14 protein-coding genes, 8 tRNA genes and 1 pseudogene are annotated in these 19,299 nt (G+C 40.7%); 17 read left to right on the forward strand and 6 right to left on the reverse strand.

Features of this window, described 5'->3' with window-relative positions; genetic code table 11:
• Positions 1-65: 65 nt before the first annotated feature.
• Both MST16_RS04000 and MST16_RS04005 read right to left on the reverse strand, forming a co-directional pair.
• Positions 66-215, reverse strand: coding sequence for an entericidin A/B family lipoprotein (locus tag MST16_RS04000; RefSeq protein WP_180004989.1), 150 nt, complete (start codon positions 213-215; stop codon positions 66-68).
• 163 nt (positions 216-378) lie between these two features.
• A complete protein-coding gene (locus MST16_RS04005) occupies positions 379-1,242 on the reverse strand; it encodes a DUF1853 family protein (protein ID WP_180009830.1) in 864 nt (287 codons plus the stop codon).
• 88 nt (positions 1,243-1,330) lie between these two features.
• Here MST16_RS04005 and MST16_RS04010 point away from each other — a divergent pair, with 88 nt between their 5' ends.
• The 11 genes from MST16_RS04010 to MST16_RS04060 all read left to right on the forward strand — a co-directional run bounded on the left by MST16_RS04010 (position 1,331) and on the right by MST16_RS04060 (position 4,168).
• Positions 1,331-1,765: a YbaN family protein gene (locus MST16_RS04010; RefSeq protein ID WP_180004991.1), complete on the forward strand. Its 435-nt coding sequence runs from the start codon at positions 1,331-1,333 to the stop codon at positions 1,763-1,765.
• Positions 1,758-2,252 carry a cell wall-recycling L,D-carboxypeptidase ElsL gene (elsL, locus tag MST16_RS04015; protein WP_078192250.1) on the forward strand — a complete coding sequence of 165 codons (495 nt, stop codon included), beginning with the start codon at positions 1,758-1,760 and terminating at the stop codon, positions 2,250-2,252. Before MST16_RS04010 ends, elsL begins: the two co-directional genes overlap by 8 nt.
• A 461-nt stretch (positions 2,253-2,713) precedes the next feature.
• Positions 2,714-2,789: transfer RNA gene (locus tag MST16_RS04020), tRNA-Val, on the forward strand.
• A gap of 29 nt (positions 2,790-2,818) precedes the next feature.
• Positions 2,819-2,895 (forward strand) — tRNA-Asp (locus MST16_RS04025).
• A gap of 47 nt (positions 2,896-2,942) precedes the next feature.
• Positions 2,943-3,019, forward strand: a tRNA-Asp gene (locus MST16_RS04030).
• Between the two features lie 21 nt (positions 3,020-3,040).
• Positions 3,041-3,116 (forward strand) — tRNA-Val (locus MST16_RS04035).
• Between the two features lie 14 nt (positions 3,117-3,130).
• Positions 3,131-3,207: transfer RNA gene (locus MST16_RS04040), tRNA-Asp, on the forward strand.
• A gap of 31 nt (positions 3,208-3,238) precedes the next feature.
• Positions 3,239-3,314: transfer RNA gene (locus tag MST16_RS04045), tRNA-Val, on the forward strand.
• Positions 3,315-3,358: 44 nt separating this feature from the next.
• Positions 3,359-3,435: transfer RNA gene (locus MST16_RS04050), tRNA-Asp, on the forward strand.
• Positions 3,436-3,533: 98 nt separating this feature from the next.
• Positions 3,534-3,609 (forward strand) — tRNA-Val (locus tag MST16_RS04055).
• A 97-nt stretch (positions 3,610-3,706) separates the two neighbouring features.
• Positions 3,707-4,168, forward strand: a complete 462-nt coding sequence (locus MST16_RS04060; protein ID WP_078191441.1) for a DUF2750 domain-containing protein — start codon at positions 3,707-3,709, stop codon at positions 4,166-4,168.
• A 55-nt stretch (positions 4,169-4,223) separates the two neighbouring features.
• Here the strand turns inward: MST16_RS04060 and MST16_RS04065 are convergent.
• The 4 genes and pseudogenes from MST16_RS04065 to yccS all read right to left on the reverse strand — a co-directional run bounded on the left by MST16_RS04065 (position 4,224) and on the right by yccS (position 10,803).
• A pseudogene (locus MST16_RS04065) lies at positions 4,224-4,994 on the reverse strand (YdcF family protein).
• Between the two features lie 104 nt (positions 4,995-5,098).
• Positions 5,099-7,801 carry a sulfite reductase flavoprotein subunit alpha gene (locus tag MST16_RS04070; RefSeq protein ID WP_180091944.1) on the reverse strand — a complete coding sequence of 901 codons (2,703 nt, stop codon included), beginning with the start codon at positions 7,799-7,801 and terminating at the stop codon, positions 5,099-5,101.
• A 187-nt stretch (positions 7,802-7,988) separates the two neighbouring features.
• On the reverse strand, positions 7,989-8,549 hold the full coding sequence (locus MST16_RS04075; protein WP_078191438.1) for a YcxB family protein: 561 nt from the start codon (positions 8,547-8,549) through the stop codon (positions 7,989-7,991).
• An 85-nt stretch (positions 8,550-8,634) separates the two neighbouring features.
• Positions 8,635-10,803 carry a YccS family putative transporter gene (gene yccS / locus MST16_RS04080; RefSeq protein WP_180009827.1) on the reverse strand — a complete coding sequence of 723 codons (2,169 nt, stop codon included), beginning with the start codon at positions 10,801-10,803 and terminating at the stop codon, positions 8,635-8,637.
• Positions 10,804-10,938: 135 nt separating this feature from the next.
• Here yccS and MST16_RS04085 point away from each other — a divergent pair, with 135 nt between their 5' ends.
• The 6 genes from MST16_RS04085 to MST16_RS04110 all read left to right on the forward strand — a co-directional run bounded on the left by MST16_RS04085 (position 10,939) and on the right by MST16_RS04110 (position 19,271).
• Positions 10,939-12,141 (forward strand): multidrug effflux MFS transporter, encoded by a 1,203-nt coding sequence (locus tag MST16_RS04085; protein ID WP_180009826.1) that lies wholly within the window; start codon positions 10,939-10,941, stop codon positions 12,139-12,141.
• Between the two features lie 642 nt (positions 12,142-12,783).
• On the forward strand, positions 12,784-14,064 hold the full coding sequence (locus tag MST16_RS04090; RefSeq protein WP_180009825.1) for a DcaP family trimeric outer membrane transporter: 1,281 nt from the start codon (positions 12,784-12,786) through the stop codon (positions 14,062-14,064).
• 633 nt (positions 14,065-14,697) lie between these two features.
• Positions 14,698-15,939 carry a sodium/glutamate symporter gene (gltS, locus tag MST16_RS04095; protein WP_168379287.1) on the forward strand — a complete coding sequence of 414 codons (1,242 nt, stop codon included), beginning with the start codon at positions 14,698-14,700 and terminating at the stop codon, positions 15,937-15,939.
• A gap of 59 nt (positions 15,940-15,998) precedes the next feature.
• Positions 15,999-17,474, forward strand: coding sequence for a sodium:alanine symporter family protein (locus tag MST16_RS04100; RefSeq protein ID WP_180009824.1), 1,476 nt, complete (start codon positions 15,999-16,001; stop codon positions 17,472-17,474).
• Positions 17,475-17,716: 242 nt separating this feature from the next.
• Complete coding sequence (locus MST16_RS04105) at positions 17,717-18,709, forward strand: patatin-like phospholipase family protein (RefSeq protein WP_180009823.1); 993 nt, start codon at positions 17,717-17,719, stop codon at positions 18,707-18,709.
• 385 nt (positions 18,710-19,094) lie between these two features.
• Positions 19,095-19,271 carry a hypothetical protein gene (locus tag MST16_RS04110; protein ID WP_180009822.1) on the forward strand — a complete coding sequence of 59 codons (177 nt, stop codon included), beginning with the start codon at positions 19,095-19,097 and terminating at the stop codon, positions 19,269-19,271.
• The last annotated feature ends 28 nt before the right edge of the window (positions 19,272-19,299 follow it).

The raw sequence follows: 19,299 nt of genomic DNA on the forward strand, positions 1-19,299 counted from the left end.
GAAATTTAGACGTAAAAAACCCTATTAAAAAAATAGGGCTCTTTTATAAAATCTTGGGAAATAAATTAATTGCGGCGAATTTCTTCTGAAGTTTTCTCTGCAGTATTGGTTACCGCATCTCCAGCTTTAGATACGTCTTGACCCATACCCTTTACTGTATTACAACCTGTCAGTATAAAAGCGACCATAAGTGATGCAGCTAGAATTTTTTTCATTGACTGTATTCTCCATTATGAAAGAATAATTTTTAGAGGAATAAATTATTCTGATGTGAGATTTAGATTAAAAAATGGCCGTATTAAACAGTAGGTGGTTTTTATGGTGATTAAGTAAATTAATGTAATTTCTACTAAACTACAAATTTCGTCTTCCGTTATTTTAAGTGATTTGCGGTAAAACCAAGCGTGGTTGTCTATACATATAATAGCTTTCCTCACTGTCTTTTTTATATAAACCATCTGTCCACCAATGTGCGGTTGCACTTGTCGGTTGCTGCTTCACGCAAATCCATTCATGTCGTTGTAGGCGATAATAGCCTTGACTCGTAGATGGAATGACATGTCCCCATTGACCTATTCTACGTGCAGGATTGACCCAGTTTGGTAATGTGCTGGTACGCTGAATAGGTAAATATAATTGACCCTTTAAAACGCAATAGCGCTGTTGAATCTGCTGCCCAAGTGCTTCATCAAATTGGAATTGTTTTTGGGTGAAATGATTGAGCTTTCGAGCCAAAGTATCACTACGATTTAAGCCATACCAATAAGGTAATTGAAAATCACGCTCGGCTAGATAATATTTTAAAGCCACTTCCCAATGTTCAACTTCACCACTTTCAGTATTTTTTAAAACAAAATCGAGTTCACCTACTGTACGAGGGCCGTCAATTTTTTGAATGCTATGTCCGAGTAACTGGTAGGGATGGTATGGGTGATCGAGAAGCCAAAACCACATAAACATTTCGAAACGTAAACCAAGACGAGTACTTTTTAATTTTTGTAAAAATTCTACTAATGCACTTGGGTGTTGTTCGAGTTGTTTTAAACGGGGTAGGTAGGCTTCAAAATGTTTTTGCCAAAGCTCGCTTGGATGAAAATGAAAGGGATAGCGGATTTCGAGTTCATAGGGAATTTGCTGCAGAATATTTGGGCTAGCAATACAGAAAGCTAATTGGCGAACTAAGGGCTGTTTAAATTGCAACCATGGCTCAAAATAAGACGACGTTGTCGGGGTTACAGCCATATTGAAACCTTTCGAATAATGCAGAATAACAACGGATAATTGTTAAAAACATCTTATACTACCTGAATTGAAAGTTCAGGGTAGCGGTATGAAGACGTTGTTTTGGCGAAGCTTAGTGGTTGTCTTTGTCATTTTAGGCTTTATAGGGGCTTTATTGCCGGGAATGCCCACGACAGTCTTCTTAATTTTAGCGGCATGGGCGGCTTCAAAAGGCTGGCCACAAATGGATGCTTGGTTGTTGAATCATCCTAAATACGGCCCAACCCTACGCGCTTGGCGCGAAAATGGCACCGTCCCCCGCAAAGCAAAATGGTTCGCATCGATCATGATGTTTGTGAGTGGCCTGATTATGCTTTTTACATCAGCACCGATTGCCGTCAAGATATTCACTGACTTAACCATGTTGATTGTTGGCATTTGGTTATGGACACGACCAGAGCCAAATAAGATTAGAACTATTGAAACATCGCCGCAGACACAACCACAAGATAAAGATAAGCAGAAAGAGCAAGAGCATGTCTGAATATACCCAAGATCAAGCAGATATCCTGATTAACTTGAAAGATCAAACTTTAACTTTGCCGAAACTGAATAAGTTTTACCTCATTTCATCGGGTAAAAATGGCATTGGTGAGCAGGAAAATAGTGGCAAGACGCCACGAGGCTGGCATCAAGTGGCTGAAAAGTTTGGTGGACAACAACCTCAAAATGCAGTTTTTAAAGCACGTCAGTGGACCGGAGAGGTTTACGACGAGCAACTTGCTGCATCACACCCTGATCGGGATTGGATTTTATCTCGAATATTATGGCTCAGTGGTTTAGAACCCGGCTTTAATGCAGGTGAGGGCTGTGATACTTATCAGCGTTATATTTATATTCATGGCACACCAGATCGCGAGCCTATGGGTATACCGATGTCACATGGTTGTATTCGCATGCGAAACAGCGATGTTGTAGAACTTTATCAATTGATTCCATTAAATGCGCTGGTTTACATCACTGAACATTGAACACGTCGTTATAAGCATAAGCCATGAAAACCGAAGTTCATGGCATCAAAACAAAGATTTGAAAAATTAAAGTGAGTTTGAAAGGCGTTTTTTTGTCAGGACTTTTGTCAGGACTAATGCTCGCAAACTAACAGAAAATCGTGTTTGAATGTATTTTGTACACTAGGGTGTTTTAGAATGCAGTGTGTGTGGTGAATTAATCGTCGGTTTGCTGAATGATTAGTTATGAGTCCACGCGAAAAACTGTTTTTATGTGAATGATGCAGAATATAAGTCCTATTTTTAGTAATAAATTTACAGGTTTATAGCTAAAAAATGTTCAAAAATACTGATTTTTCCGCAATATAACTTATTTTTTAATCACTCAAACAGAAAAAGTGGAAAAGAGTTAGAAAAGCGTTTGACAGACCGTGAGGATTCTCTATAATGCACCTCATCAAACGATGAACATGTTTTGAAAAGGGCGCTTAGCTCAGTTGGTAGAGCGTCTGCCTTACAAGCAGAATGTCGGCGGTTCGATCCCGTCAGCGCCCACCAAACCTTTTCAGCGTTAAGATATTTAGAGTGCAGCGGTAGTTCAGTTGGTTAGAATACCGGCCTGTCACGCCGGGGGTCGCGGGTTCGAGTCCCGTCCGCTGCGCCACTTTAAATCTTAATTCGTTTGAACCACAATAGCGACATTGTGTAAGTGCAGCGGTAGTTCAGTTGGTTAGAATACCGGCCTGTCACGCCGGGGGTCGCGGGTTCGAGTCCCGTCCGCTGCGCCATTTACATGATAGACCTTTTGAGGGCGCTTAGCTCAGTTGGTAGAGCGTCTGCCTTACAAGCAGAATGTCGGCGGTTCGATCCCGTCAGCGCCCACCATATTTTTTTGCGATGCAGCGGTAGTTCAGTTGGTTAGAATACCGGCCTGTCACGCCGGGGGTCGCGGGTTCGAGTCCCGTCCGCTGCGCCATTTCAAAGAATATAATTGTTGTACCCTTTAAGGGCGCTTAGCTCAGTTGGTAGAGCGTCTGCCTTACAAGCAGAATGTCGGCGGTTCGATCCCGTCAGCGCCCACCATATCTTTTAAGATATAGGTTGTGTTTCGAAAGAAACTACGTGATGCAGCGGTAGTTCAGTTGGTTAGAATACCGGCCTGTCACGCCGGGGGTCGCGGGTTCGAGTCCCGTCCGCTGCGCCATTTATCTTAAAAATCTCTGTTCAAGAGAATGCCTTTAGAAAAATCTTCGATTTTTCTCTTGCGCTCAGACAAGGCTCCGCTTTGTTACTCTTCGCTCAGGGCGCTTAGCTCAGTTGGTAGAGCGTCTGCCTTACAAGCAGAATGTCGGCGGTTCGATCCCGTCAGCGCCCACCATATTCTTCTATAGAAACTTCTTTATCCAAAAGCTTGCCTAAATTTTCTGATTTACATAAAATTCGCTCTATAATAATTTTAATATTGTATGTGATCTATGAGAAATCCATATCAGCGCAAGGCAGCGTCTAAAACTCAAACTACAAATTACAATCCTCAAGAAACCTATAAACAATTTATTGAAAATATGGTCGCTCAAGGTGGCGTGATTGCGTTATATCAAGATGGTTGGGCACTTTGTGCGACACCTACAGGTCAGCGTTCCTTCGCCATTTGGCAAAACCGTGGTTTGGCACGTTTATTAATTAAAGACAATTGGTCCAATTATGAAATTCAGGAAATTTCATTAAAAGACTTTATCGAAAAAGTCATTCCGTTTTTACGTAGCGAGAGCACTACGGTGTCTTTAGATTTGACCCCGGAAGGGCAAAATATTTTGGTTGCACCTGAAAAGATGCTGTTAGATATTAAAAATTATTTATATCAAGTCTACCAGCAGCGACCAGAAATCTTTGAAAACCTTAAAATTCCTTTGCCACGTAGCATTCGTTTAAATTAATGGTTTATTTACAGCATAAAAAAGCCCTTGTTCACTAATCGAACAAGGGCTTTTTTTAATACTCATTGAGTACAAATCCGCTCAAAAAGGCAAAATATTCTCGTAGCCAAGAATTGTAGCGGATTTACAGCGGTGTTGGCGCTGCAATGGTATACACCTGTGTATAGCCTAGCTTTTGTGCAATTGCTTTTGCACGTGGGAGATGAAAATCACTACTGGCAATCGCAATGGGGGCATCAAGCGAAATCTGATGTCGTTTTAAAATCATTTTACTATTGATCAGGTTGAGTTCTGTACTGGTACTTTTACTTTCTTCATATATGCCTGCCGCTGAAATGTCATAGTGTTGAAGTAAATAGCGCTTCATGACAGAAGATTCGGTCATTTTTTCATTAAAGCCTAAACCACCCGTCATGATCATAATAGTATTGGGTTGTTGCAAGGCATACGGTGCTGCGGCATCGAGACGTGCCTTTAAGGTCGGAGAGGGCTGACCATTTTCAATACCGCTACCCAAAACGATGATGGCTTGGACGGAAGTAAATGGCTTGGATTGCTGGCTATTGAAGTGTAAATACGCAAAAAACAGCAAAAGGCTCAATAGCCAAAGCCAAAACAACCACCATGCAGCATGCCAGAGCATTTTGAGTTTGGGGTGTTGATCTAAAATATTGTGGATTTGGCTTGCAAATAGTCCCGATAAAATAAAAATACACCCAATGACTAAGGGTAAAAGGATGCCTAAATGAATTTTATCTAATGTAAGTAACCAAATGGCATCTATACAGAGCAGCAAGCCTACACAAAGCAGTAGTATTCTTTTCATTCAAAAAATTAAAGCAGTATCCGTATTTGGCCTAAGTATAGCGTGAAAAAAACCAGACACGAGGTCTGGTTTTGAGTTGGGGCTATTGATTAGTAAACATCTTATTAGTAAACATCACGGCGGTAACGCCCAGCTTGACGCAGTTCGGCAACAACATCTTCACCTAATATATCAATCAGTGCGTGGTCAACGTCGGTTGCCATACCATTGATACTACCGCAGACGTAGATCACGGCATCTTGTTCTACCCATGATTTTAGTAAGGTTGCTTGGTCACGTAGCTCATGATGCACATAGCGTTTCTCTGCTTGATCACGAGAGAAGGTGAGGTCTATGCGTTGAACTAAGCCCGTGTTTTGCCATGCTTCAATGATGTCTTGATAGAAGAAATCATGTGCGCGTTGGCGCTCACCAAAAATCAGCCAGTTTTGCGTATAGTCCTGACGAACGCGTGCATGTAATAAGCTGAGTAAACCAGCAATACCGGTACCGTTACCAATACATATCACAGGACGATTATCTGCAATTAGATGGAATGATTCATTGGTACGAATACGCAGTTGTAGTGTGCTATTGATCGCTGCATGTTGTGTTAACCACCCTGAGCCTAAACCAAGTTCACCATCCGCATTGGATTGCTGACGCACCACTAAGCGTAATACTTGCTGACTTGGAATACTGGCAATGGAGTATTCACGAGTTGGAAGCGGTGGAAGCTGTTCGAGCAAGTGATCGAGGTTGGCAAATGGTTCAATATCCGTATTTAGGTTACGATCCCATAATGCATCTTCAATGCGTTGCTGATTCGAATCAACCACTTGCTGACTTTGAATCTGGTACTTTTGCATGAAGTTTGCAATACGTTCAGCACTATTACCCGGCTGAATCTCTGCAATATCACCCGCTTGCCAGTTGGCTTCATGTTGCGGTTTTAACTCAATATTAAATGCAGGTGCACCTAAACTGTTCGGGTTGAGCAGATCACGTTTGGTCAATGTCCATGCATCAAAAGTTTTTTCAATTTGCATGTGCTGAAGTTCAAGTTTAGTCGCTTTGGCTAAAGCGCTATTCCATGCTTGAATGGCTTGGGTGTCGCCATTATTGACTTCAATCGTGTCAAACAGGGGCTTCGCAGCATTACTTTGCATCCAGCGATGAATCGCATGACCAAAGCTACAGAAAGTATCAGGATATTCTTCTGAACCTAAAGCTAATACGGCAAACTGAACATGACTCAAATTGAGGCGTTGTGTCATCAGTTTACGTTCAAAGCTTGAAGCAAGGTCAGGTGCTTCGCCAGTGCCATAGGTACTTGCAACAAATAAAACCTGAGAGGCTTGCGTTAAGTCATCTGCTGAAAGTTGCTGAACAGCTTTCACTGTGACAGGCTGACGAGCCTCTTGTAAGCTTGTTGCTGTACGCCATGCCAATTGTTCAGACTGACCTGTTTGTGATGCATAGCAAATTAACCAAGGCTGTGCATTTGGGTCGATGGTAACTGGTGCTAAGCTTTGACGGGCTTGCTGTGTGAGTTTTTTCTGTTTACGACGTTTGAGATAGAGCATCCATCCTGTGACAAAGAACAGCGGCATCATGAGGGATGCAATAACCACAAAGAACTGATAAATCGGTCCGAAGAAACTACCGCGATGTACAGGCAACATGCTGGTCATGATTTTTTCATTTAGCTTTTTATCTTCGTATAACTCGATATCGGTGAGTGCAGCCGTTTGGTAGTTATAAGTCGCTTTGTTGCGCGCACGCTCATGTTGAGGGACGGCATCCACAAAGTTAATTTCTAATTCACCATTGGCTTTTTTCGGAATATTAAAAGTGACACTTGAGTATTCACGACCAATATTTTGATTAAAGCCGTTCCAACTTTGCGTTAGGGCAATATTCACTTGTTCAGGTTTTAGACCACGTTTTTCTCCGCGACCTTCAGCACCATATTTATTTTCTTGAGCGCCGTGTTCAGATTGGCCTGACGTTGCAGGATTTCTTTCGGAACGTGCTTGGTGTTCACCTCGAGCTTGTCCTGCTTCAGTGGCTTGTTTTTCACCACTTTGCTTTTCACCCGCCTGTTCAGCAGGTTGCCCATTCGGTTTTGGACCTTCTTGTAATTGCGGCTGTGGACGTTCAACGCCCATGACCTTAAACATGCCATTACGCCACCAGTCATAAGACCAATACAAACCTGTACATGCCAAAATGAGGTAGAAAATAATCACCCATGTGCCGACGACTGCATGTAGATCCCATAGGAAATTACGTCCTTTGAGCTTTGGTTTTACTGCAAGCCATTGTTTTACTGAATGTCTTTTTGGCCAGCGCAGATATAAACCACTCAATACAAAATAAATCAGCATGAGTGTACATGCGCCGGTAATTTGTTTACCTACAGGGCCAACGGTTAAATTACGGTGTAGTTGCTGTACAAATTGGAAGAATTTTTGACCTTTGATTTCAGGTAAAACTTCGGCTGTATAGGGGTTAACCATCATGTTATAGCCACGACGAGCACCTTCTTTGACAATATTCACGGTACTTGAGGCGGTAGCATCTGAGGCAATAGAGATGCTGTTAATTTTCATGTCAGGATCAGACTGACTAAAGTGCTGATAAAGCTCAGCAGGGGTTAGTTTAGGCTGCTGTTGAGCCTGAACCACATAACTGTCCTGATTGATTGCTTTAAGTATTTGCTGTTCATAGGAATAAATGGCACCTGTAACCCCCATGAGCGAGAGTATTAAGCCGGCACTAATCCCCAAGAACCAGTGAATCTGGAAAAGGGTTTTCTTAAACATGATGGATTTAATATTGATAAAAGGTTGCTGAATTGCGACGAATTATAAACGATGATGTAGTAGAGAATGTGGAAAAAGTAAGTAATATTCATTCTCATTATTGTAATTATCAATGATTATTCGAAAATTAAACTGATAAAAAACCTCCAAAAAACGGAGGTTTTTTATACATAAATGTCTGTTTGGCTTAAATAGCTTTAGCAGGGCCTACAGTTTCATTTAAGTGTTTACGAATGGTCGAAAATGGAAACTTCTTGCTATCCATACGTTTAGGCAAGATGTATGCACCGTCTTGACCCTTCACTTTAAAGTTTAAAAGGATGAAGTCTTTAGTGTCATACCATTCATGAATGTCTTTCCAACCGACAGTCATCGTCCCCATGTTTGCGCCCATACGTTGCTGCATAGAGATCCCGTGCGGCTGAACACCCATACGAATGCCTTTAATTTCTTGTACAGGGACTTCGTTCAGTTTGCGTTTCGCATACCACTCGATACCGAATTTACGCACAAGGAAGTAAATCACAACACAGACAATAGCTACCCAGCAAAATACTGTTGAATAGTTCTTAATAAAGATGAGGCCCAAGAGTGCCAGTGCAAGAATTGCACCCATAATTAGCCATGCTTTTTTGCCAATTTTGAAGTTACTGCGAGACAGAACAAGTTGAGCATAACGTTGTTCTTCTTCAGAAATTTCATAAGCCACTGGCTCTAGCGTGTAGGCATATAAATTTTTTGCGGTCATAGTGAAAGTAACAGATTTAAAACTGTAAAAAGTTTAGCATTATTTATACCAATTCAGTGAGTATATTGTTCCAAAATCATCCAAATTATAGCGAAGCCAGTTCAGTCGATGCCTGATCATGCTCATGACTTAGATTTTGTTTCAATTGACTAAATTGGTTCAACACGTTAAACATCAAAGAAAGCTGCTGTAGCACGATCAAGGATTTTTGATCTTCCTCACTGTTTTGTGACAAACGCTGACGGATTTCTTGCAACATATTTTGCGCCGTTAAGTCCGGTACTTCGTCACGTAGTAATGCACCTTGAATGTCATCCGTAGCTTTATCCAATAAGGTTAAGACTTGTTGATCTTGAATTTTTTCACGATGCGCACCTAAGGCTGCGATATAACTAATAAAGGTATGATTGAGACACAAAAACTCAAAGGCCAAAGCTTTTTGAGTCGGATCGGTATCGGGTTCGGTGGCTAAAGTGGAAATCAGTGAAGCCACTTCTGCATCGGTATTATGGGCTGCACGACGGACCACACGATAATTCAACCCGTTATTACGACCAGATTTGTATTGTTCAACCACTTCGGCCAAATAATCACACTGCGCTTGAATCGAACGGCTGATGGTTCGAGGCAGGCGACGGAATTTCCAATCTGGGAAAATGAAACTCACACCAAACCATGCCAAGGCACAACCAATGAGCGTGTCAATCATACGCGGCATAGCTGCGGCAAAACCCATTCCATCTAAGTTAAAGTTGATCAGCGCCAAAATCGTAATAAACGCAGTGGCTTGTGCATATTGCTTACTACGTAATTCAAAAAACAGCACGCCACTTAAAATGAGCAGTAATAACTGACCTTCGACAGAAGGGACAAAATATAAAATCGCATAACCTAGAATAATCCCGACCAATGTGCCAATGATACGTAAATAGAGGCGGCGCTTGGTGGCGTTAAAGTTCGGCTGGCTGACAAACAGGGCGGTCAATAAAATCCAATAGCCATAACTGATATTGGTGACTTGGACAAAAATATATCCAATAAATAACACGGTCGACAAACGTACAGCATGACGGAACAGCACGGACTCTGGGCTCAAATGTTGTTTGAATCGAATGACGATGTCGTCCCAACCTTTTAAATCATCATCTTTTAAACGATTTTCAATCAGGGCTTGTCGGTCAATATAACGCTCAGTTTCGACGTTGCGTAATTGCGCATCGATGCCTTTTAGGTTTTGGTATAAAGCAAATAAAGAGTTGATCCAAACTTCATCGTATTTTTGCTCTTCGCGCAGCTTTTCGAGTGATAGTTTTAGATTATGGAATGCATGCTTAAAACGTTGATTATGATGATAGGGTTTTCGCTGTAAGATGCTGATACTCAAATCTTTACAGGCTTTGCCTTGAATCGAGAGCACGCGTTGAAAGCGAAATAAAATATCACTATGTTCAAAAATACGGGTCAATTTTTGATAATCAATATGTGCGGAATCGGCACGTTCATGAATGTCTTGCGCGACAAAATAATATTGCAGGCTACGACGCGTATCTTTTTGTCCACGGTCACCTTTTAAACGCGTTAATAAGGCCGTTTTCATATCGTTGAAAATGCCAATTAATTTGCCATTTTCTAGCGATAGCTCAATCAAACTTTGCTGATAACTTTCCGGTGTCATATCGACATCAAACAAGTTAGATTTTGCAAATAAGAAGTCACCCAGAGACGAATAGCTTTGCGCCAATTTGTCCTGAACTTGGCGTACAGGAAACAGTAGAAAGCTCAAGGTAGAGAGCAGTCCATACCAGATCGCACCGATGACCAATAAACCTGCTTGTGTATACCAATTTTCAAAAAGTTCGACCCCAAGCATGGAATACACGGAGATCACCAAACAGCCATAAGAAATGGTGGCATAGCGACGACCCAATGAACCCAAAAGAATCCAACCGATACAAGAAACGATCAGCCCCAATGCAAATAAAATCGGATGCGGGAACAACAGATAAATGGATACCGCAGTAACAAAGAACCCAATATAGGTATAAATTTGATTGAGCACGCGGACTGAAAAGCGGTCATCGATATCACTTAGACCTGCGGCAACCACACCCAAAGTGAGGGGAATGGTCATCAATTGCTGATCTAAAAAATATGGGACAAAGGCTGTTCCTGCGAAGGCAATGACCATGCGCAAGTTATACATAAAGGTCGTGTTATAGGTTGCTTGTTTCAGTCGTGCGAGCCAGGCGTTCAAAATTTTTCCTTTGCTAAAGCGATGGGACAGTAAGCAATGTGTATCGTGTGAATTTTCACATTGAAGCCAAGAAATAATACTATGTGCAGTGTAAACTTGTCTGCAAAACTTGCTTGCGATAAATGAATTATTCTTATGAAAAGCGTCGAATCACAAAAGGAATTTTCTCAACGCTGGATCGTCTTGTTGGCGTTGCTGACTGCTTTAGGTCCACTTTCAATCGATATGTATTTGCCTGCTTTACCTCAAATGGCCGACGATTTTGGTGTGACAACGCAACAAGTGGCCAATAGTCTTCCAGCGTATTTCTTGGGTTTGGCGATTGGACAGTTAATTTACGGGCCGGTCAGCGACCGCATTGGGCGTAAAACACCGCTATATTTCGGTTTGGTTTTATATATTTGTGCCAGTTTTCTGTGTGTCTTTGCCAAAAGTGAATGGAGCTTGATCGCGGCTCGCGTTTTGCAAGCCTTGGGTGGCTGTGTTGGTGTGGTGATTGCCCGTGCAGCAATTCGTGATCGCTTAAGTATGCAAGCTTCTGCTCAAGCCTTTGCCAGTATGATGATCGTGACAACAATTGCACCGATCATTGCACCTACTTTAGGCGCATGGGTATTGCAGGTGTTTGAATGGCAATACATATTTGCGGTATTGGTACTTGTCGGTATTTTTTGTCTTTTCTGCGTACATTTTTTCTTTCAAGAAACCCTGCCTGTTGAGCGACGCTTAAAATTAAGTTTGAAACAAGTCTTAGGTTTATATGGTGCGATTTTACAGGACGAAACTTTCCGTAAACCGATGCTCACAGGCTGTTTTTCTGGCGCAATTTTATTTTGTTATATCAGTGGCTCATCTGCCATTTTAATGGATGGTTATGGTCTGAGCCAACAGCAATTTGCTTATGTATTTGGGGCGAATGCTTTAGGGATTATGGTGTTTTCGACCCTCAACAAGAAACTTGCCAATCGACTGGAGGTTCGACATCGTTTGCAATTGGGTAATGCACTTCAATTGTGTGGTGTGCTGATCTTATTGGCGGCAGGATTATTTAATCTTTCATCTATCGTTGTTGTAATGTTGGGCATGTTCTTATGTGTTGCATCAATCGGCTTCACTGGTCCAAATGCAATGGCTTTGGCGATGTCTGAACAAGGCTCACGAGCTGGCACAGCCAGTGCAATCATGGGAAGTATGCAATTTGTCTGTGGTCTATTGGCCGGAGTGTTTTTGAACTTTTTAGTATGGTCAGCGCTCATCAATATGGCCCTGATTATGTTGCTGTTTGTGGTTGTTGCAATGATTACTATGCGTAGTTTAAAAGCTTCAACGATGGGGTGAGCTGAATGCAGGTGATGATGTTTAGGTCATTTGACTTAAACGTCGGTCATCAACGTACGTGTATTATTGATCAAGTATCCGCGTCACTCATTATAAATGTTCATCATCCATAACGATGAATGAGGGCGCTATTTTCCCATTATGAATTCTATTGCTGTTTACTCGAAACTTATATCTAAACAATCATCCACTTGGAAATAATTAGTGATACGGTGGATCGCTGTTGTCCCACTCGAATGAAATAGAGCAACTGATAAATAAGTATTATTTGCATTAAACACAGTGCTTTATGTAGATCACTATATATCGAATGCCTCTATTGGCAATATGTCGGATTTTATCATTTTTATAACATACCTATAAAGTATGGATTTTTACCTTTAAGGTATGAATAATGAGCTTTTTTGCCATCTGAATCGGCTAAGTCTGAATTTTAACTAAATATTTCAGTCTATTTTCAGTAATGGATTCAGGTTTCTTGCTTTTTGCTTTCAAGTATTTCGTTATTGGGGGCTACAAGTTAAGGTTCTAATGCGACTAAAGCACGGATATGCAGCTTGAAATTTGTCCGCTCAAATAGCTGAATAACAAAGCACCCGGATTTAGGGTATACAACAATGACAGGACAATAGAGAGCTTAGGATGAAAACTCAAACTGTATTCCACCCAATGAAAACCCTTGTTGTTGCAATGAGTTTGGCAACGGTCTCAATGGCTCATGCAGGCAGCAATACTTCTGAAATTGAACAATTACGTGCTGAAGTCGCAGAACTAAAAAGTTTGATTAAAGCGCAGCAGCAAGTTCAACAACAGCAACAAACAGAGATTCAGCAAGTTAAAGCGCGTCCTGTTGCACCACCACCGCCACCAGCTTCTCCAGCTGCAAGCTTGAAATCTAAAACTGGTGCAGATGTAAGTCTTTATGGTTTTGTTCGTGGTGATGCAAACTACATCATTGAAGGTGCGGATAACGACTTTAATAACGTACATACGTCTAAAGAAGAAGCACGAGATAAACTTCGCGCAACTGCAAAAACCACACGTTTTGGTTTAGATTTTACAGCACCTGTCGGTGGTGATAATAAAGTGGGCGGTAAAATTGAAGTCGACTTTGCAGATGCAAGTGGTTCAAATGATGGACTTCGCTTACGTCACGGTTACTTAACCTTTAATAACTGGTTATTTGGTCAAACGACATCTAACTTTTTGTCTAGCCATGCACCAGAAATGATTGATTTCAATACAAACTTGGGTGGTGGTACTACACGTATTCCTCAAGTTCGTTATAACTACAAATTAGCTCCAGATACTCAATTATTTGTTTCTGCGGAAGAAGGGGATAGTAAAGGGACTGTTGCTGCAGATCCGACGTATCGCCTTCCAAACTTAACTGCCAAAGTGACTCAAGGTTTTGCCGCAGGTAAAGGTACCGCTTCAGCTCGTGCATTGGTTGAAAACTACAAATCTAAAGCTGCAGATGATACTGAAACAGCTTGGGGCGTAGCAGCGGGTGCATCTTATGCAGTGACTGATCAATTGAAATTGAATGGTGATGTTTCGTATACAGAAGGCAACAGCAACTATTTATATGGTTCTAACTCGGCTTACTCTGTTGTAGATGGCAACATCGAGCAAAACAAATTCACTGCTGTACAAGTGGGTGCAACTTATAAGTTTAATGAAAAACTACGTTCGACTTTAGCTTACGGCGCGCTATTTGCGGATGATGGCAGCGCGTATGCGAAAGATGCATTGAATTCAAATGCGAACGAAGAAGCACAGCAAGCTTGGATTAACTTTATTTACGCACCTGTAAAACCAGTTGAACTTGGCTTGGAATATGTGAACGGTAAACGCAAAAACTTTGCTGGTGAATCTTATAACGATGACCGCGTTGGCTTAATGGCTAAATATAGCTTCTAAGCTCAAATCATCGATCAGAATCGATCAAAAAAGCCTGACTTAGTTCAGGCTTTTTTTGTTTAAACAGAGGATGTATTAACACAAATGAACTCACAGCACTAAACAGATAGATTCATTAAATCGCCTGAGTTATGATGTCGTACTGGTTAAAGCAGGCGTTGAACCACGTACAGTGTATAGATCACGCTTAAATCTTTAATATTTTATATAGATAAAAAATACGAATGCATTTAAATAAAAACAATTGGATATAACTTTAAATTATAGAAAAATTAACTTTTTGTAATAAAAAGTACTGAAATTTTATTATTCAGGCTGCATAATGTGCGACTTTTCAGAAATAGTGCGAAACAGTACAGACATACACAATGTTCTGTCATTGAATTTGCTTCATTTGAGGCTGTTTCTCAATTTAAAACTTTTAGCGATTTGTTAGTCATTTTGAGTTAATTTTTAAAGCTCAGACTTACTTATTTGAATCAGATGATGAATATTTTTCAAACTCTTTAGCTTGAGTCGTTGAATTGCATTATTGATTTGAAATTACAAAATGTAGTTGTATTTCAGACCATAAAGGCAGCTAATGCTGATAGAAGAGCTTTAAAAATATTCAAATAATTTTGGACAAATTATATGGAATTTAGTTTTAACGCGTTTTATACCTTAATCGCAGCGGTAATTGTGCTTTTGTTGGGACGATTTCTTGTTAATCGTATTGGATTTTTAGGTCGATACAACATTCCAGAGCCTGTTGCCGGTGGTTTAGTTGCCGCGATTATTTCTTTGGTGGTGCACAGTCTTTGGGGCTATAGCATTACAACGAGTAGTGAATTACAAACGAGTTTCATGCTGATTTTCTTCGCTTCTATTGGCTTAAGTGCAAACTTTGCCAAATTAAAAGAGGGAGGAATCGGCTTGGTCATCTTTATAGTCGCTGTTGCTTCATTCATCATGGTGCAGAACCTCGTAGGTATCAGTCTTGCGACGGTGCTAGGTATTGACCCTCTGATTGGCTTGATTGCAGGTTCTATTACCCTTACTGGTGGTCATGGTACTGCAGGCGCATGGGGTGAAATTTTAGAAGTTCAACATGGCATTCAAGGTGCATTAGCCTTAGGTATGGCAAGTGCGACATTTGGTTTGATTATTGGCGGCATTATCGGTGGTCCACTGGCTAAGCTATTAATTAACCGCTATCAACTTGCAACGCCACGTACTCATGAACAAATTGAAAAAAGTGATAACACTCCTTTAGCAGATATTAATTCAACAGAATATGTGCCGTTTGAATATCCGCATCGAGTTCGTCTCATTACAGCAGATAATGCGATTACCACATTAGGTTTATTTGCAGGGTGTTTAGCATTTGCGGACTTCATGACCGATTTTAGTAAAGGTACTGTATTTGAATTACCGACATTTGTTTGGGCACTGGCTGGTGGTGTAATTTTACGAAATGTACTGGAAGGTATTTTCCGTGTACAAATTTTCGACCGCGCTATCGATGTATTTGGTAATGCATCTCTATCTTTGTATTTGGCGATGGCATTGTTGTCATTAAAGTTATGGCAATTGTCTGATCTCGCTGGCCCACTTGTAGTCATTTTGGGTGCACAAACGCTGACGATGGCTTTGTATGCTGCTTTTGTTACTTTCCGTGTCATGGGTAAAAACTACGATGCTGCTGTTTTATCAGCAGGTCACTGTGGTTTTGGTATGGGTGCAACCCCGACGGCTGTGGCAAATATGCAAGCGATTACAAATATGTATGGCCCTTCACATAAGGCATTCTTAATTGTGCCGCTATGTGGTGCATTCTTTGTTGACTTAATTAATGCGACGGTTATTCAATTAATTCTCAAATTTTTCGCTTAATTCTACAAAGGCTCTAATTTAGAGCCTTTGTTTTTCTATTCGCATTTTAGGTATTGATTATGGATGAACAATTAAATGCAACTCTCATGGGCTGGGTCAAAGTTTTTAATGATCCGCTTTGGGATTTCTTAGTCGTATTCTTAGTGGCGGTTGGTATTTTCTATACCTTAATCACTGGCGCAGTTCAGATTCGTCTATTTTTTCATAGTATTAAAGTGATGAAATCTAGCCGTAAAGAAGGCGATGATGAACATGGGATTACACCATTCCAAGCCTTTGTGACGGGACTGGCCAGTCGTGTCGGCGTAGGTAATGTCGCAGGTGTTGCAATTGCGATTGCAATTGGTGGGCCAGGTGCAGTGTTTTGGATGTGGTTTACCGCATTTTTAGGCATGAGTTCAGCATTTGTGGAATCTTCACTTGCACAGCTCTTCAAAGTGCGTGATACGCAAAATCAGCAATTTCGTGGTGGACCAGCTTATTACATTACCCAAGGCTTAAAACAAAAATGGTTGGGTGTAGTATTTGCGATTGCCCTGATTTCAACCTATGGCTTTGTGTTTAATGCAGTACAAGCCAATGCCATTACGGGTGCAACTTCACATGCTTGGGGTTGGGATAAAGCCAATCTAGTATTGAGTTTGGGCAGTTTTAGTTTTGAAATTTCATGGGTAGGGTTATTCCTTGTATTTATAACAGCGCTGATTATTTTTGGCGGGATTAAACGAATCGCCAAAGTTGCAGAAAGATTTGTACCCTTTATGGCGTTGCTTTATCTCGCAGTTGCTTTCTATGTTGCATTTGCTAACTTTGCGATGCTCCCAGATATTTTCCAGTTAATTTTCAGTAAAGCCTTTGAATTTGATGCTGCGGCAGGTGGTTTTTTCGGTGCCATGGTTTCTATGGCAATGATGCAGGGGATTAAACGTGGTTTATTCTCGAATGAAGCGGGTATGGGCTCTGCACCCAACGCTGCGGCAGCATCAGATGTTAAACACCCTGTCAATCAAGGCCTAGTTCAGATGCTCGGTGTCTTTGTCGATACATTTGTCGTGTGTACCTGTACGGCGATCATTATTTTGGCATCTGGCTTGTATGAAAATGCAGGCTTTGAAGGCGTTGCTTTGACGCAAATGGCGCTTGAAAGCCAGATTGGCGCATGGGGAGATGACTTCCTTGCCATAATCTTGTTCTTATTCGCTTATTCTTCAGTAATCGGTAACTATGCTTATGCTGAAGGTAATGTGCAGTTTATCAATAACAATCCTAAGGTCATGTTTATATTCCGCGTAGTCGTCCTCATGATGGTGTACTTTGGCTCAATCATGAGTGTGCCACTGATTTGGAACTTAGCGGATCTCTTCATGGGCGTAATGGCGAGTATTAACCTCTTTGCGATTTTATTGCTGACGCCATTCTTATTGATGCTGATGAAAGACTACACCTCACAGTTAAAACGGGGTGTAAAAGAGCCAGTATTTAAAATGGATGAACATCCAAAATATAAGGATCGCGTTAATTCCGATATTTGGTAAAGTCAAAAATTAACTTTAAAAAGCTCCGTTATCGGGGCTTTTTTTGCTAGATAAGGGCTTGAATCCTGATGTGGAAATTCTGCTAGACATTGAAATTTTGACAGCCAATGACTTTCTAGGTTGTATGTCAATATAATGTGCATCGGTCAGAGGCATTAACGAATAATAACAGTGACGTGAATGTGGACTGATTAGACTACTTTTTCTCTTCAAATATCGAGTTGCATTTGGAATATCTCTCAATGAAAAGCATAACTGTTTTGATGACTGCATTCGCAATCAGCCTTGTAGGTTGTCAAAGTGTGGGCTCAAAAAAGGTCAGCGCTGAAACAACATCACAAATTCGAACTTATACAGCAGCACCTGCTCAAGTGGCGAATAACCGCATTGACTTTAAAAAAGTGAAAAAGCAGGAAAAGCGTCCGATTGTTGCTTTGGTTTTAGGGAGTGGTGGGGCACGTGGTTATGCACACATTGGCGCCATTCAAATACTTGAACAGCAGGGAATACACCCAGATTTTATTGTTGGAACCAGTGCGGGTAGCATTGTGGGTTCAATCTATGCTTCAGGTAAAAGTGCCAATGAGTTAAGAGATATCGCCTTAAATATGAAAGCCAATGATGTTCGAGAAATACGCTTGGACAAAAAAGGCTTTTTTGATGGTAAAAAAGTTGAAGATTATATTAATGAGCAAGTTGATGACGTGCCTTTAGAGTTGCTAAAAACCCCAATGTATGTTGTGGCAACCGAGTTAAAGGATGGCAAAAAAGTCGTGTTCAACTATGGTAATACGGGACAGGCCGTTCGTGCTTCGGTGTCGATTCCGAGCATGTTTATTCCAACGATTATTGAAGACACAGAATATGTCGATGGTGGCTTGGTCAGTCCAGTTCCTGTGGACGTTGCACGCGATTTAGGGGCAGATATTATTATTGCGGTGGATATTTTGGCACGACCGATTCATACCGAAACGTCGAATGTTTGGGGCTTGTTTAACCAAAATATCAATATTATGCAAAATCGTTTAGCTCAAGAAGAACTCAAGCGAGCAGACATTGTGATTCAACCTGATTTACGTGAAAAAGCACATATATTTGATGTAAAAGGTCGTGAAGCGACGATGCTTGCAGGTGAAGAGGCAACCTTAGAAAAACTTGGAGAGATTTCTCGGGTTTATGCTGAACATCAATATAGCAAGGGACATCATATTCCTTATTTAGCAGCCAAAGACTAGGCTGGTACGATTCGCAAATTGACATGCATCCTGTTCACGTAATAGGGTGCAATTTTTTTCAGCAAAGCATTTTAATTTTTGTTCTCAGCTCTTCCCATGCTCAATAGTATCTAGTAATCATTAATATATTGGATGATGATTGGTTTTAGGTCTTAATCAAAAGATTTGCCAAATATAAAAATCGTAATAATAAGAAAATATACAGTTAATTATTTGAAATTAATTAAGAAAATCATATTAATTGGTTTTACGTAGATTTTAAGAGTATATACCTATATTAGCGTTTTTATTCATGTGCTTACGTTTACCAATACTGTTGAAGTGTTTAGAATATCATCAGGTTATTAATACTTAAAACCAATAAATATTTTAAAGGTGGCTATAGATGAAAACGCTTGATGTAGGACAAAAAGTAAAGCTTGCGATGATGGAAGAGAGCGTGTTTATTGTCACTCATGTGCATGTAGATAATTCTTACACGCTAGAAAGTACCAATGATGGTGGACAAAAAACCAGCTATGACAACGTATCTTTCGAGATGTTAAAAGTCTTAGACGATTAAGTTTAATGCCGTGCTATGTTGAATCGAT

Source organism: Acinetobacter sp. YH16040_T (genome assembly GCF_024605785.1).
Taxonomy (GTDB): Bacteria; Pseudomonadota; Gammaproteobacteria; order Pseudomonadales; family Moraxellaceae; genus Acinetobacter; species Acinetobacter amyesii.

What these genes read in the sequence shown, in the direction of transcription:
- MST16_RS04005 (WP_180009830.1), bottom strand. Translation starts at nt 1,242, where the DNA reads ATGGCTGTAACCCCGACAACGTCGTCTTATTTTGAGCCATGGTTGCAA.
- MST16_RS04100 (WP_180009824.1), top strand. Translation starts at nt 15,999, where the DNA reads ATGGATGAACAATTAAATGCAACTCTCATGGGCTGGGTCAAAGTTTTT.
- MST16_RS04090 (WP_180009825.1), top strand. Translation starts at nt 12,784, where the DNA reads ATGAAAACTCAAACTGTATTCCACCCAATGAAAACCCTTGTTGTTGCA.
- MST16_RS04085 (WP_180009826.1), top strand. Translation starts at nt 10,939, where the DNA reads ATGAAAAGCGTCGAATCACAAAAGGAATTTTCTCAACGCTGGATCGTC.
- elsL (WP_078192250.1), top strand. Translation starts at nt 1,758, where the DNA reads ATGTCTGAATATACCCAAGATCAAGCAGATATCCTGATTAACTTGAAA.
- MST16_RS04110 (WP_180009822.1), top strand. Translation starts at nt 19,095, where the DNA reads ATGAAAACGCTTGATGTAGGACAAAAAGTAAAGCTTGCGATGATGGAA.
- MST16_RS04060 (WP_078191441.1), top strand. Translation starts at nt 3,707, where the DNA reads ATGAGAAATCCATATCAGCGCAAGGCAGCGTCTAAAACTCAAACTACA.
- MST16_RS04070 (WP_180091944.1), bottom strand. Translation starts at nt 7,801, where the DNA reads ATGTTTAAGAAAACCCTTTTCCAGATTCACTGGTTCTTGGGGATTAGT.
- MST16_RS04010 (WP_180004991.1), top strand. Translation starts at nt 1,331, where the DNA reads ATGAAGACGTTGTTTTGGCGAAGCTTAGTGGTTGTCTTTGTCATTTTA.
- MST16_RS04075 (WP_078191438.1), bottom strand. Translation starts at nt 8,549, where the DNA reads ATGACCGCAAAAAATTTATATGCCTACACGCTAGAGCCAGTGGCTTAT.
- MST16_RS04000 (WP_180004989.1), bottom strand. Translation starts at nt 215, where the DNA reads ATGAAAAAAATTCTAGCTGCATCACTTATGGTCGCTTTTATACTGACA.
- MST16_RS04105 (WP_180009823.1), top strand. Translation starts at nt 17,717, where the DNA reads ATGAAAAGCATAACTGTTTTGATGACTGCATTCGCAATCAGCCTTGTA.
- gltS (WP_168379287.1), top strand. Translation starts at nt 14,698, where the DNA reads ATGGAATTTAGTTTTAACGCGTTTTATACCTTAATCGCAGCGGTAATT.